The sequence below is a fragment of the Vibrio ichthyoenteri ATCC 700023 genome (assembly GCF_000222605.1).
GTDB classification, from domain to species: domain Bacteria; phylum Pseudomonadota; class Gammaproteobacteria; order Enterobacterales; family Vibrionaceae; genus Vibrio; species Vibrio ichthyoenteri.
The window spans coordinates 67557-81921 of sequence record NZ_AFWF01000007.1 but is presented as its reverse complement, the minus strand read 5'-3'; the positions used below and the strand labels follow the sequence as shown (position 1 = coordinate 81921).

General features: G+C 44.0%; 12 protein-coding genes. 5 read left to right on the top strand and 7 right to left on the bottom strand.

From position 1 onward, the window contains the following. Nucleotide 1 precedes the first annotated feature (1 nt). From cpaB to RH85_RS01350, 3 genes are read right to left on the bottom strand one after another with little or no spacing between them, the layout of a single operon-like run. Nucleotides 2–796 carry a Flp pilus assembly protein CpaB gene (cpaB, locus tag RH85_RS01355; protein WP_006710385.1) on the bottom strand — a complete coding sequence of 265 codons (795 nt, stop codon included), beginning with the start codon at nt 794–796 and terminating at the stop codon, nt 2–4. A gap of 9 nt (nt 797–805) precedes the next feature. Continuing rightward, complete coding sequence (locus tag RH85_RS23660; protein ID WP_083824833.1) at nt 806–1228, bottom strand: prepilin peptidase; 423 nt, start codon at nt 1226–1228, stop codon at nt 806–808. A gap of 6 nt (nt 1229–1234) precedes the next feature. Beyond that, a complete protein-coding gene (locus tag RH85_RS01350; RefSeq protein ID WP_006710384.1) occupies nt 1235–1435 on the bottom strand; it encodes a Flp family type IVb pilin in 201 nt (66 codons plus the stop codon). Between the two features lie 307 nt (nt 1436–1742). On the opposite strand from RH85_RS01350, the gene RH85_RS01345 reads away from it, so the two are divergent. From RH85_RS01345 to RH85_RS01335, 3 genes are all read left to right on the top strand, one after another. Beyond that, a complete protein-coding gene (locus tag RH85_RS01345) occupies nt 1743–2441 on the top strand; it encodes a helix-turn-helix transcriptional regulator (protein WP_006710383.1) in 699 nt (232 codons plus the stop codon). Nucleotides 2442–2622: 181 nt separating this feature from the next. Next, nucleotides 2623–4308 carry an AMP-binding protein gene (locus RH85_RS01340; RefSeq protein WP_006710382.1) on the top strand — a complete coding sequence of 562 codons (1686 nt, stop codon included), beginning with the start codon at nt 2623–2625 and terminating at the stop codon, nt 4306–4308. Between the two features lie 180 nt (nt 4309–4488). Then, nucleotides 4489–5382, top strand: coding sequence for a LysR substrate-binding domain-containing protein (locus tag RH85_RS01335; RefSeq protein ID WP_006710381.1), 894 nt, complete (start codon nt 4489–4491; stop codon nt 5380–5382). Between the two features lie 105 nt (nt 5383–5487). Here RH85_RS01335 and fusA read toward each other — a convergent pair whose 3' ends face one another. Next, nucleotides 5488–7575: an elongation factor G gene (fusA, locus tag RH85_RS01330; protein ID WP_006710380.1), complete on the bottom strand. Its 2088-nt coding sequence runs from the start codon at nt 7573–7575 to the stop codon at nt 5488–5490. A 200-nt stretch (nt 7576–7775) separates the two neighbouring features. Beyond that, the gene (gene radA, locus RH85_RS01325; protein WP_006710379.1) at nt 7776–9155 is read right to left on the bottom strand and encodes a DNA repair protein RadA; all 1380 of its coding nucleotides are present in this window, start codon (nt 9153–9155) and stop codon (nt 7776–7778) included. Between the two features lie 133 nt (nt 9156–9288). Here radA and RH85_RS01320 point away from each other — a divergent pair, with 133 nt between their 5' ends. Continuing rightward, nucleotides 9289–11631 (top strand): PilZ domain-containing protein, encoded by a 2343-nt coding sequence (locus tag RH85_RS01320; RefSeq protein WP_006710378.1) that lies wholly within the window; start codon nt 9289–9291, stop codon nt 11629–11631. Between the two features lie 73 nt (nt 11632–11704). Here the strand turns inward: RH85_RS01320 and serB are convergent, their stop codons facing one another. Beyond that, nucleotides 11705–12685: a phosphoserine phosphatase gene (gene serB, locus RH85_RS01315; protein WP_006710377.1), complete on the bottom strand. Its 981-nt coding sequence runs from the start codon at nt 12683–12685 to the stop codon at nt 11705–11707. Between the two features lie 151 nt (nt 12686–12836). Here serB and RH85_RS01310 point away from each other — a divergent pair, with 151 nt between their 5' ends. Continuing rightward, nucleotides 12837–13439: a YtjB family periplasmic protein gene (locus RH85_RS01310; RefSeq protein WP_006710376.1), complete on the top strand. Its 603-nt coding sequence runs from the start codon at nt 12837–12839 to the stop codon at nt 13437–13439. A gap of 199 nt (nt 13440–13638) precedes the next feature. On the opposite strand, the gene deoD is transcribed toward RH85_RS01310, so the two are convergent. Then, the gene (gene deoD, locus RH85_RS01305; RefSeq protein ID WP_006710375.1) at nt 13639–14358 is read right to left on the bottom strand and encodes a purine-nucleoside phosphorylase; all 720 of its coding nucleotides are present in this window, start codon (nt 14356–14358) and stop codon (nt 13639–13641) included. Nucleotides 14359–14365: the final 7 nt, after the last annotated feature.

The window sequence follows — 14365 nt, the reverse complement described above, 5'->3', positions numbered from 1 at the left end:
GTTATTTTATCGTCGCTTCACCTGCGCGAAATTCAACGATAGCTCGATAGTCAGGCAGTACATCTCCTGAATTCGCTTGAAGCTCTGAAGCCTCTTGTAACCCAAGTGACTTATGCACTTCTAATTGCGCTATATTTTTTGCAATCGCGAGTTTTGCGACTTGTTTTTGAGTCAGTTCTAAAATGAGAGTAATAGTAGTGACTGACTTGTTACGCCCTTCTTCATGAGTCTCTTGACTCACTTTGATCACTTTCACCGCCATCAATACCGGAGAAACTGACACGGTTTGATAACTGGTTACGGTATCTTCATTCGCGAGGTTTTGTTGTTCCGAGGAGAGCGCGACAACATCCACCAAAGAGCCATGAGTAATTAATCCGCCAACAATATCTGTCGGATTGACGATAACCGCATAAGGCACTTTATCGGGATCAATAACTGCATTGATGTAACCGGGTTCATCGGGAGAAATGAGGGTTGCAGGCGTGATAAAATCGCCCTCTGTCATATCTTGAATCGCAACCCCACCTTTAGGGATTGAGAGTGGTTGAGATGGATCAATCCCCATCTTAAGCGCTTGTTCTTCGGTGACCTTCTCGATTTCCAATGATGCTTTCGTGATCGCTTTACCTTTAGGGATCGCTTGCGCTACCACATATACAGATGCCAGCTCGGGTTGATTATCGGCAGACACTACTGGCGCCGGCGCATTTTTTGAAAAATATTGGCTTGATAAGCCATATAAACCCGCACCAATAGCAATCAAAGCAATAGGGACAAGAACTTTTAATTTCATAATACCTCCTTAAAAAGAGGCTATTGAGGTAATAAAGCAACTCAACGCAATAGGAATACCATAGGGAACGGTATCAAACTTATTATTTCGACTAATTCGTCGGTACGTTAAAAATATGATACCTGTAGCAAAGCCTGTCAAACAAATATACATCAATGTTGCCAAGTAATAATCAGAAGCAATCATAGGAAAAAATGCGAGCAGAAGTTTACTGTCTCCTGCCCCCCATATCCCTAACTTCCATATTAATAATGACACTGGCACAAATAGTGCAAAGTAAAGCAGATTTAAATAATTACCACTCATAATTAGTGTCAAAATGGAAATCAAAAAGATAAAGACACAAATATAATTAGGTATTATTCTGTATCGCCAGTCATAAAAACAAACCAGAATACTGAATAAAAACAGAGCAATAATAAAATAAAGCACTAGTACTTAGTTAGTCATTGCTTGGCGGATAGACAACATACCTCGCTCTAATGCAGTTTGTAAGTTACCATCCTCTCCAAAAACAAGACCAACAATCACCGCAACTGACACACCAACAAGCGCATATTCGATCGCAGTAACTCCACTTTTATCCTGTACAAAATCACGCATAAGCAATTGTAACTGTACATATTTTTCTAAAATCATAACGTTCTCCTTCACCACAATTCGTCAATGTGATCTATTTCAATAGATTCATAGTAAAACTAGTCAGGTAGAACCGTTTTATCAATATGACTATTAACTTGATTATCAATATCATAATGACTATCTTTTAGTGTTATTACCAACACAAACAAACACTTATAAATTACAAAACAAAAGATCACCACAAAATATTTATATATATTTTTTGAATACGGACATATAACCAAAAGAAATATAAGCAAAAAACAACCACACTTATACTCCTTTAGTTCTAAACTCATACCTAAAAGGATGAATAAAGGTCGAAATGGCTATGCACAGTGCTAATACATTAATAGTCAATTTTGGTAGAGAACTAGCCCTGCACTCTCCCTATCTATATAAACAGCTACAGAAAAACCATTCCATTCAATATTTAAGTGATAACATTGCCCATATAACCAATAAAAAAGGTGCGATATATATTTTTTATGTAGATAACAATAATTTACTGCTATTAGAGCAAGCAATAATCATCTGCAAGAATCTCAAAAAGAAGTTGATCATCTTACAAAATGAGATTGATCCTCTTCAGCGGCGAGCAACCAACATATTCACTCTTTCTCTCCAACAACCAAACTACAATGAACGCTTACAACTTTTACTCAAACTTTGCCATCCTTCGTTGCATACTACTGGGTTGCCAAACCACCTCACAATCGACTCAATTCCTCTTTATATAGAACAAAACCTCGCATCACCAATAAACGAGTCCGAAACCGCACAAATCTTCGGCTATATCAGTTCTTACTTTTCTAAGCTCTTCTTCAAGCATTTTGGCCAAACCTTTAATGCTTATGTTACTCACGCTCGTATCGACCACGCTAAGCGCTTATTGACACAACGACAACAGAGTAAAATTGCGCATATCGCCTATTGCTGTGGCTTTAACGACGCCTCTTACTTCTCAAAGGTTTTTAAAAAGGAAACAGGCACGACTCCAGCGGCCTATCGGCAAAGTTACTAACTCACACTTTTGAACGATTCCTTATCGACATTTTGATTAACATGCTAGTATTAACAAATAATTAACAACAATAATCCTTCATCAGGAAAGTAACGCTTAGCGCTGTTCTTGCTCTCCCAAGCGCTAAGCCATACCCACCATTGAAAGAAGGGAATCTTTGCCAATAACATGGAGTTAGACAATGATTCAGCCAGACCAATTGAGCAATACAAATTGCACGCTTCCCCCTGCCAGTGACATGATTCTTAAATGGGCCCAAGAACGCCCAGATGAAATCTATCTCAAGCAGATCATTAACCGCCAATTTGTTGAGTACAGTTATGCTCAAGTCGCCGATAAAGCACTGAGGTTAGCCACCGCGCTCAAAGAGTTGGGTCTTGTACCCGGTGATCGGGTCGCTTTGGTATCCAAAAATTGCGCAGAATGGTTTATTTGTGATTTAGCGATGATGTTGGGTGACTTCATCAGTGTGCCGATTTTTCCAACGGCCGGAGCCGATACGATAGAATACTGCCTAACTCATAGTGAAAGTAAGGTGTTGATTGGCGGTAAGTTAGATGATCCAGCATCGACCCAGCAAGTCATCGATAGCATGCCAGAATTGATCACCATCAGCTTGGCTTACGACACGGCACCTAATTGCCAATATCAATTCACCTCATTAATAGAGCAGTCCCAACCAAGTACCGAGCGGCCTCAGCATCATGACGATAAACTGATGTCGATTGTGTATACCTCCGGAACCTCTGGCTTACCTAAAGGGGCCATGTTGACCTACGGCGCTTTTGCTTGGTCAGTACAACAGTTGATTAACCATATCCAGATTGAAAAAGGCGACCGACTGTTCTCTTATTTACCTTTGGCACATATCACCGAGCGCGTGTATATTTTTGGTTCTTCCATTATGGGGGGAGTGGAAACTGCTTTTCCGGAATCGCTCGATACCTTCATTGACGATGTAAAGATGCAGCGTCCAACCTTGTTCATCTCAGTGCCACGTTTATGGACTCTATTTCAACAAAGAATCCAAGACAAACTGCCACAAAAGAAACTCAATATTCTGCTTAAAATCCCATTTGTAAATACGCTAATCAAAAAGAAACTGGCCGACGGCTTAGGCTTAGATCAAGCCCGTGTGCTCGGCTGTGGCTCTGCACCCGTCTCGCCAGCCTTATTGAGTTGGTACCATAGCGTTGGTCTTAATATCACCGAAGCTTGGGGGATGACGGAGTCCTTCGCTTATAGCACTTTGAACTTCCCTTTCCGCTCCGACAAAATAGGCAGTGTTGGTAACGCAGGCCCCGGTATCGAGCTTAAAATTGCCGCCGATGATGAAATTATGGTACGCGGTGAAGGACTGTTTTCTGGTTATTATAAAAATGACATCGCAACCCAAGAATCGTTTGATGAGCAAGGTTGGCTGCACACTGGCGATATTGGTTTTCTTGATGATGAAGGCTATCTCACCATCCAAGGCCGTAAAAAAGATACCTTTAAGACAGCTAAAGGCAAATTTGTCGCGCCAGTTCCTATTGAGAAGAAACTGTTTGAGTACACCAGAGTTGAGATGATGTGTTTAATTGGCCTTGGTTTACCCGGTCCAATATTACTTGTTGTGCCCCACGATTTCCCTAATTTTGACCCAGAGCGATATGAACGAAGCACGCAAAAGGTCATTGAGCGCATGAACACCACCTTAGCATCACATGAAAAAATAAAAGGGGTTCTGATGATCAAAGAGCCCTGGAGCATCGAAAATGGTGTACTGACTCCAACCCTTAAAATTAAACGCCACATACTAGAAAAGAAATACCACGACATCGGCGCCAATTGGCCAAAAGACCAACTTGTCGTATGGGAAAAATAGAGGTTATAAGGAGCGCTTGTCGCTCCTTTTTCTATCGGTAAAACGTAAACTCAATCCTAAATTGCACGATAAAATCAACTGCATCAGCACTCTTCCCTTGCCTCTCTGTCTTAGCTTTGTATGATGAAGATATCTTGTTTAATCCCTAAACAATTCTGATCACTAACATAGTAGAGGCTTATGGATAAGCGACTTAGACACCTTTCGGGCTTACGTTACTTCGAAGCCGCAGCAAGATTGCAAAGCTACAGCAAAGCAGCAGACGAATTATTTGTCAGCCAAGCGGCCGTCAGCCAGACCATACGACGCCTAGAAGATGATCTCGACTGTAAGTTATTTCAACGCAAAGGTCGTAACATGGCGCTAACTGCCAAAGGCCAGACGTTACTCGAGCATGTATCAGCTGGATTTGAGCACGTTGTCAGTGGCCTTAACAAGATCCAAAATGAGCCACTAGATGGTTTATTGAAAGTCAGTGCTCCACCTTCATTTGCATCACGTTGGTTGCTCCCCCGTTTATGGAAGTTCACCTTAGAGCATCCTGATATTTCTATCCGTATCATTACCACCTGTGAAGCGATGGATGTACAACATGGCGAAGTCGACGTCGCAATTTGGCAAGGCGAAAGCCTTATTGGTGAAGAGTCATTGGAAAAAGAACTGTTATTTGAAGAACCGATTTATCCTTTTTGTTCTCCTTCTTTGGCAGAATCGACCACCTTTAACGATCCGAAACAACTGCTTGATTGCTGGCTAATTCACTTCGACTCCCCCGCCTTCCAATGGCATCAATGGTTCGAATGCAATGGCTTAGAGATGAATGACAATGCAGTGCATTGGATGGAAGTGGACACGTTCGATATGGCCATGAGTGCGGTCGTAGCGGGTCATGGCGCCTGCCTCGCCAGTGATTGCTTAGCCAGTGATTTTGTTGAACGAGGCTTATTGGTGAAACCCTTTGAGCAGGGGTTAACTCCAGGGATTCAATTTAACTTATTTACCGCGCTTGATTCCCCTCGTCGCGTACGCATTAAAGCCTTTACCGATTGGTTACATGCCGAAATTAGCCACTAATCGGCTGTAGTGGCAGCACGCTCCGATTCTTACCATCCATATAAAGAAAAAGCCCCTTGAGCTTACGCTCAAGGGGCTTTGACATTATAGAGTTAACTTAAAGAATTACTTCTTCTCGTTACGCTCTTTAACTTCAGCAATTACTTGCTCAGCTACGTTGTTTGGACATGCTGCGTAACGTGCGAATTCCATAGAGAATTGGCCGCGACCAGAAGTCATAGTACGTAGAGTACCGATGTAACCAAACATTTCTGAAAGTGGTACGTCAGCTTTGATACGAACGCCAGTTAGACCAGCCATTTGATCTTTGATCATGCCACGACGACGGTTAAGGTCACCGATTACATCACCAACGTGATCTTCTGGGCTGAATACGTCTACAGCCATGATTGGCTCTAGAAGTTGTGCACCAGCTTTAGGCATAGATTGACGGAATGCACCTTTCGCTGCGATTTCAAATGCGATTGCAGATGAATCGACTGCGTGGAAGCCACCGTCAAGTAGTTCTACTTCAACGTCTAGAGTAGGGAAGCCAGCTAGTACGCCGTTTTCCATCATGCTAGCGAAGCCTTTTTCTACTGCAGGCCAGAATTCTTTAGGTACGTTACCGCCAACAACTGAAGACTTAAACGTGAAGCCTGAGTTTGGCTCACCTGGTTTAACACGGTAATCGATCTTACCGAACTGACCAGAACCACCAGACTGTTTCTTATGCGTGTAGCTATCTTCAACTTCTTTAGTGATAGTTTCACGGTAAGCAACCTGAGGTTTACCAACAGCCAAGTCAACACCGTAAGTACGCTTAAGGATGTCTACTTTGATGTCTAGGTGAAGCTCACCCATACCTTTAAGGATAGTTTCGCCTGAATCTTCGTCAGTCTCAACTTGGAACGTTGGATCTTCTGCAACCATTTTACCGATCGCGATACCCATTTTCTCAGAACCGCCTTTATCTTTTGGCGTTACAGCAATTGAGATTACTGGTTCTGGGAAGATCATTGGCTCAAGAGTACACTCGTGCTTAGGATCACATAGAGTATGACCAGTCTTAACGTTCTTCATACCAACTACAGCGATGATATCACCAGCTTGTGCAGTTGTTAGTTCAGTACGCTCATCAGCTTGCATCTCAACCATACGGCCGATACGCTCAGTTTTACCTGTTGCTGAGTTAAGAATAGTGTCGCCTTTGTTCATCACACCTGAGTAGATACGGATAAACGTTAGAGCACCGAAACGGTCGTCCATGATTTTGAACGCTAGCGCTTTTAGTGGTTCATCAGCAGAAACAGTCGCTACTTCGCCAGTTGCTTCACCAGTATCTGGGTCAGTTAGAGGCTGAGGATCTACTTCTGTTGGTGAAGGTAGGTAAGCGATAACTGCGTCAAGAATTAGCTGCATGCCTTTGTTCTTGAACGCTGAACCACAGAACGTTGGGAAGAAAGTACAAGTACGAGTACCAGCACGGATACAACGCTTGATTTCTTCGATAGAAGGCTCTGTACCTTCCATGTACGCTTCCATTAGATCATCGTCTTGCTCAACAGCAGTTTCGATCATCTCTTCACGGTACATTTCAACGTCGTCAACCATATCTGCAGGAACGTCAGATACAGTGTAGTTTTCTGGAAGACCAGAATCATCCCAGATGTAAGCTTTACGCTCAAGAACGTCTACTACGCCCACGAAGTCATCTTCACGGCCGATTGGTAGAGTCATAACTAGAGGAGTAGCGCCCAGTACTTTCTTAATTTGTTCTACAACATTAAGGAAGTCTGCACCCATACGGTCTAGTTTGTTAACGAAGATGATACGTGCAACTTCTGAGTCGTTCGCATAACGCCAGTTAGTTTCTGACTGAGGTTCAACACCGCCAGAACCACAGAATACGCCGATACCGCCATCAAGTACTTTAAGAGAACGGTAAACTTCAACTGTGAAGTCAACGTGTCCAGGAGTATCGATAACGTTAAAACGGTGGTCTTTCCAGAAACAGCTTACTGCTGCTGACTGGATAGTAATACCGCGCTCAGCTTCCTGTTCCATAAAGTCAGTCGTAGATTCACCATCGTGAACCTCACCAGTTTTGTGGATTTTACCTGTTAGCTTAAGGATACGTTCAGTGGTAGTAGTCTTACCCGCATCAACGTGCGCGAAAATACCAATGTTTCTGTATTTCGATAAATCTGCCATTGTCTTACTCTGTTAATAGGATATAAAATGCGCGCAGAGTATATCACATTCTGTCAAGACTGATACCTTTGCATGCTGCTATGTGAAAAAATATTTATTGGGCGAGTTCACCCCAAAATAATAGCCAATTGTAGTATTTAGTCGTGAAAAATCCCAGTATTTAACGTCTAATAAATGCCGATAATTTAGGCAAAATTCACTTAAATCTCGTCAAAAGCAGCCAATGCTTCAGAAAGCTTTTTCACACCGTGGATTTGCATCCCCTCAATACCACCTTTAGGCATATTGGCTGCCGGTACAATCGCGCGTTTAAAACCGTGTTTAAATGCTTCGTTTAGACGCTCTTGACCACTAGGTACTGGGCGAATTTCACCCGCCAATCCCACTTCGCCAAACACCACCACATCTTTTGGCAACGGGCGATCTTTAAAGCTCGACAACAAGGCGATCACCAAAGCAAGATCGGCACTGGTTTCGGTGACCTTCACACCACCGACAACATTGACGAAGACATCTTGATCCGCCATCTGCAAGCCACCATGTTTGTGCAGTACCGCAAGCAACATTGATAAACGGTTTTGCTCTAAACCCACCGCAACGCGACGTGGATTACCCAGTTGTGAATAATCCACCAGCGCTTGAATCTCAACCAACAACGGGCGTGTCCCTTCCCAAACCACCATAACCGAGCTGCCAGAGGTTTCTTCTTCACCACGAGAAAGGAAAATTGCTGACGGGTTACTCACTTCACGCAAGCCCTGCCCTGTCATAGCAAATACACCTAATTCATTCACCGCGCCAAAACGGTTTTTGTGGCTGCGCAAAGTACGAAAACGAGTATCGGTCCCCCCATCCAGTAATACCGAGCAGTCAATAATGTGCTCAAGCACTTTAGGACCAGCAAGGGTGCCATCTTTGGTGACGTGACCGACCATAAACACCGCAACATTGTTTTGCTTGGCATAGCGAGTCAGCGCTGTAGCCGATTCACGCACCTGAGCCACGGTACCCGGTGATGATTGCACATCGGCAACGTGCATCACTTGGATTGAGTCAATCACCATGATTCTTGGTTGCTCTTTCTCAGCGACTTGGCAAATACGATCAACATTAGTCTCTGAGAGCATTTTCAGATGATCTTTCGGTAAGCCTAAACGCGAAGCGCGCATCGCTACTTGCTGAAGTGATTCTTCGCCAGTGACATACAAGGTTGGCATTTGAGCGGACAAAAGACACATGGTCTGCAACAATAGCGTCGACTTACCTGCACCTGGACTACCGCCAATCAAAATTGCTGCCCCGGGAACAATACCGCCACCCAGCACTCGGTCGAGCTCTTTAAAGCCACTGCTAAAACGAGGGACCTCTTGCAAATTGATTTCAGCCAACGTTTGCACTTGGCTTTCGGAGCCAGAACCGGCATAACCGGTCAGGCGTTCATTGCGCGCCACAGAAGGCGAAGCGGCAAGGCGCACTTCACTAATGGTATTCCAAGCGCCACAGGCACTGCATTGACCTTGCCAACGAGGAAAATCTGCCCCGCAATCATTACAAACGTATGCTCGTTTTGCTTTTGCCATGTGACCTCAATGTGTTTTTGTGATGTTGGCAGCCTAATTTGCCATCTTATAGACTTGATTCGCCGTAACATATCACTAAAGATCTAATAATCAAGGCCGATATCAGTTTAGACAAGGACGGGCTTTAAAAAACATGCAGAAGCAGGCAATACTCTCTATCTCAGAACGACTGATCCCCGTATATAAAACGGAGGACTTTGAATACCTTCTGTCACAACTGACAGATGGCGAACCGCCGTCGTTAAAAATTCTGGTCAAGATGGAACTCAAACGCCTGACAACCCCCTGCTATCGCTCTATCGATTTACGCGGCAGAGTGAAAGGAGAATGTCGAGAATACGAGTTAGATGGCATCACTCACTGGCTCGATGATGTGGCTTTTAATATCTATCACAAAAACGTACGTAAATTCAGTGGTTATACTGAAGGAGTTTTTGACTCACTCAGTAACACACGTAACAGTTTTAAAGTGATGAATCAAAAAGGCAAGCCACAAGGTTCTGATCTGACCAATACCGCTATTAGCTTCCACGCGGAACCCATCGTGATGGGGTATGATCTTAAGCGCAAAGAAAATCGGCTCAAGATTTCAACCCAGATTGAAATCCACCTTGCCAATGATCAACTCGTTCATGGTGTCACAGTAGACATTTCGCCTTCTGGAGGCAGACTTAAAGCCCCTTCGGCATTTGATTATAAACTTGGTGAAGTAATCTCGGTGGTCTATACCGAGGTCGCTCGCAACAGTAAAATCGTTAATATCGAACAAGCAATTCAATACCGCATTGTCGGCATTGATGAATCTCATGAAAATGATGCCGTACGCTTTTTACGTGTCATCAAACTTGATGAAACGCCAGTGGTGGATGAAATCATTACTCAATTTCTTCACACCCATTCGCAAAAAGCACGCCACGACAATCAAGATAAAGTAATTCGCGCTCGCTCACGCGGCTATGAACACAACTATCTCAAGCACACTTGCAACCTGCCCGTCTTCTTTAGCGGTAATGAATTGAAGATGGTCTTGATGACCGAAAACAACCAAGCGATTTGGCAATATTGGAACGATGAGCGTAATCAATTAACCCTCTCGAACTTGTTTAGTCCGGAGCGAATGGAACAGCTGACAAAGCCTGGCGTGCGTGGCAGCAATAATGTGCTTTACTCCTTCAAGCATCAACAAGGCGATAAAGAACGTTTCTTCTCAATGATGATGCCTGAAGCAACGCGAGAGCAGCGCCAACTGTTTTGGCATGTCGGCGCGAAAAAAGAGAGCTGGAAAGTATTTCGCCTCTCGGTATTTGAACTATCGGAATATGAACGTGAGCATTTAGTTAATTTACCGCCGGAGTCTTTAGATCTTACCCGAGAATTGACGCACTTTGGCATCTTGCAAGAAATCGCCGATCATCACTCCGGTAAAGATTATTTGCTGACTGAAAAGCCACGTTTGGCCAACAGCGAATTGAACCGTTTTTGCCACAAGCGCAATTGGACAGATACTCCAATCAGCCTCTATTTCGACGCACAAAGTCGCCGTAGAGAACCGCGTTATCAATTCCGCTCTCCACTCTTTTTATCCGCCAGAGGCCAACAAGCGTCAGGGGTAACATTAGACATTTCTCGTCGTGGCCTTTATGTGGCTTTGAACACCCCAATTGATCTCAAGGCTGGCGATCAGTGCGATGTCAATTTCAGTGAACTGCAACTCTACGACCGTTCTTTGCAACTGAGTAAAGTACCTTATACCGTCATCCGCATAAGCCCAGGGGGTAAGCGAGTTCAGTTAGTGATGGATAACAACAGCAAAAACCGCCGGACTATGGCGTTTTTTGGCCGTTTAATTGAACACAACCATGAGAAGTTGATAGCCAAACAAGAAAACTTACCAAGCCAAGAGTTACTGGAAAGCCTGCATAATATTTTGCTCGACAAAATGATCAGCACACCTTTGTTTGTTGAGAAAAAAGGCAATAGCCTAAAACCGAAAGTGATTGGCGTAAACTACCCATTGCTGCCTCACTTAACGCTGTTTGCCAAACTAGGCCACAATGATAAATACTCATTAGAGTCGGTCTATAAAGGACGTACCACCTCGTTATTAGCCGCACCGATGAAGCGCATTGAAGGGGCGACACCGCAATATCAAGAACTGTATATCTCTGCGATCAAATACGGTTCACGTATTCAATCGCTCGAAACCATGCTCTCTAGCGACTTTGAATCAACCCAAGAACGCATCGAGTTCATTAAAAAGACCCAACTGATGGGCGACTTTTATGCTCTGCGGATCTGTGCTACGCCCGTTTTTGATCCGATTACCGCCTTATTGCGTCGAGATCTTGAGGAGCTCAGCAATATCAGCATGCATCAGGCAAGAACGTTAGAAAAAGAGATCTGCGCCATTGTGGGTTACAGCGAATACATCGATATTACGGAAGAAGTGTTGATTCGCCTTGAGCTAACACAATAGTGCCTCTCAACATTGCGCATGTAGAAACAAAAAAGCGAGCCTCGGCTCGCTTTTGCATTCTATTCAAACTCACTTACGGCAGAGGCTTAAAGCTGATTTTCTGCTGCTGAATAAGTTGAGCAGACAAGATACATAATACCCCACCCAACCCAGCATAACGCACCGCACTTTGTGCTTGCTGCTCGACCTTAGGTTTAGCGTGATAAGCAACGCCAAGTCCTGCGACATCCATCATCACTAAATCGTTGGCACCATCACCCACTGCAATCGTGTTGTGCACTTCAATCTGATATTGCTCGGCCAACTGCAATAAAATCTCCGCTTTACTTTGCGCAGAGACGACTTCGCCAAGGACCTTGCCGGTAAGTTTGCCATCGATAATTTCTAATACATTCGACTGGGCATGATCAAGCTTAAGCATCTGCTGCAAATGATCAGAGAAATAGGTAAAGCCGCCAGACGCGATCGCCGTCTTCCAACCAAAGGTTTGTAGCGTTGTTACCAACTCGCCCAAATCAGGCATTAACGGTAATGATTGACGTACTTGGCTAAGAATACTTTCATCAGCCCCAGCCAGTTTACCCACACGTTGACGTAAGCTTTGCTCGAAATCCAGTTCACCTTGCATTGCACGTTCCGTAATGTCGGAAACTTCTTCGCCAACGCCAGCCAATTTGGCAATCTCATCAATGCATTCAATTTGGATCGCAGTTGAGTCCATATCCATCACAATCAAACCTGGCTTAGTTAAATCAGGAATGTCGCGTAATTGTGCATAGTCTAACTCTAGACCTTGTAAGATTTCTTCCAGCTCAGGGGTTAAGTCACCGGCCATCAAAGCCACTTCATATTGGCCAACCTTCCAGACATCAACGATGGGGTTATAGTCACCGGTAAAAAAATCGATATCGTCGAATTGTTGTCCATTGAGATAGCGACCAAAGACAATCCAACCTGCTTTTTTACGATCAAAATTAGTCGAGTGCTGCGTTTCAGGCAGCCGATTGAGTAGCGTCGTATGACGACGTATTGATAAGGTATTAAACATATCCATGTCAAAAATTCCTGTTAAAATTGCTTCCACGTTACCCTATTGCAATTTGGTAACGCAAGTATCAATATGCGCAGTGTATACGATAATTTATGTTTTAGCCCGTGAGTCACGGTTCACTTAAGCATGACTCAAAGGTAATGGAAGGTAGCTCATGGATTCTTCTCTGTTTTCATTTCGTATGGCGATACGGGTGCTGGTCATTCTATTCTTGATTGCTGGCGGTGTAATGATTGCGGTTAATAGCGTCAAGATCACCAAAGGTAACGAGCAGATACAAGCAAACCAGCTCGAAACATTTACAAAAGTACTCATTTCTCAGGCGTCACTTTCTGCCGGCACCATGATCTCTGAAGGTGACCAAGAACGCTTGTTAAAGCTCACCAATCAGTTGTCACAAGATAAGCTGGTTTTTGATGCCACTATTTATAATGCGGAAGGCATACGTCTTGCCTCGAGCGACAAAGCAAAATCAGTGCGTGAAATCCTAGGTTTGGATACACCTCTAGAAACCGCTCGAATTGGCCGCCAACAATTAGTTGAGCCGATCATGCATGACAACGCGATCGTCGGTTTTATTCGTATGACGTTTGAAACCGGTAAATTGACGGCATTTTCCGATCACTATTACCGCAAGAGTGACCGTTACATGTATTCCATGGTTGGTGTGAGTTTTGTCGCTGGCTTTTTACTGGCATTTATTATTCGCCGCAAGCCCAAAGATAAGGGTGAAAACTTGCTGTTGAGAGAGATGTAGAGCGAGAAGCGAGAAGCGAGAAGCGAGAAGCGAGAAGCGAGAAGCGAGAAGCGAGAAGCGAGAAGCGAGATATTTTAAAGGGTTGAAGTAGTCATACTTCAACCCTTTTATTTTGCTTCGAGACAACCAATAAAGGTTGTCTTAATGTCTAAAGCGCAACATCTCCAACTCTCGAAGCGAAGCGCTCTAATCGACTTTATTAGTCTGCGTCGCCAAGTAGAACTGAATCTAGGGCAATCAGCATCATCTCGTTGAAGGTGTTTTGGCGCTCTTCAGAAGAAGTTTGCTCACCCGTTTTGATGTGATCTGAAACAGTACAGATAGTCAGTGCTTTCGCGCCGTATTCTGCTGCAACGCCGTAGATACCTGCCGCTTCCATTTCAACGCCTACGATGCCGTATTTGTCCATTACGTCGAACATGTCTGGATCTGGCGTGTAGAACAGTTCCGCTGAGAATAGGTTACCCACTTTTACGTCGATACCACGAGCTTTTGCCGCTTCTTCAGCAGCACGAACCATTTTGTAATCTGCAATTGCTGCAAAGTCGTGATCTTTAAAACGAATACGGTTTACTTTTGAGTCAGTACACGCACCCATGCCGATAACAACATCGCGTACTTTAATGTCTTCGCTTACCGCGCCACAGCTACCAACACGGATTACTTTCTTCACACCAAAGTCTTTAATTAGCTCTGTCACATAGATTGAGCATGAAGGAATACCCATGCCGTGGCCCATAACAGAGATCTTACGACCTTTGTAAGTACCGGTGTAACCGAACATATTACGAACATCACATACTTGAACTACGTCTTCTAGGAACGTTTCTGCAATGTACTTAGCGCGTAGCGGGTCGCCCGGCATTAGAACGACGTCTGCAAATGCACCCATTTCAGCATTAATATGTGGAGTTGCCATTTGTGTA

Coding starts and splice junctions, on each gene's coding strand:
- deoD (WP_006710375.1), bottom strand. CDS start 14,358: ATGGCAACTCCACATATTAATGCTGAAATGGGTGCATTTGCAGACGTC.
- serB (WP_006710377.1), bottom strand. CDS start 12,685: ATGGATATGTTTAATACCTTATCAATACGTCGTCATACGACGCTACTC.
- RH85_RS01320 (WP_006710378.1), top strand. CDS start 9,289: ATGCAGAAGCAGGCAATACTCTCTATCTCAGAACGACTGATCCCCGTA.
- cpaB (WP_006710385.1), bottom strand. CDS start 796: ATGAAATTAAAAGTTCTTGTCCCTATTGCTTTGATTGCTATTGGTGCG.
- fusA (WP_006710380.1), bottom strand. CDS start 7,575: ATGGCAGATTTATCGAAATACAGAAACATTGGTATTTTCGCGCACGTT.
- RH85_RS01350 (WP_006710384.1), bottom strand. CDS start 1,435: ATGATTTTAGAAAAATATGTACAGTTACAATTGCTTATGCGTGATTTT.
- RH85_RS01335 (WP_006710381.1), top strand. CDS start 4,489: ATGGATAAGCGACTTAGACACCTTTCGGGCTTACGTTACTTCGAAGCC.
- RH85_RS01340 (WP_006710382.1), top strand. CDS start 2,623: ATGATTCAGCCAGACCAATTGAGCAATACAAATTGCACGCTTCCCCCT.
- radA (WP_006710379.1), bottom strand. CDS start 9,155: ATGGCAAAAGCAAAACGAGCATACGTTTGTAATGATTGCGGGGCAGAT.
- RH85_RS01310 (WP_006710376.1), top strand. CDS start 12,837: ATGGATTCTTCTCTGTTTTCATTTCGTATGGCGATACGGGTGCTGGTC.
- RH85_RS01345 (WP_006710383.1), top strand. CDS start 1,743: ATGGCTATGCACAGTGCTAATACATTAATAGTCAATTTTGGTAGAGAA.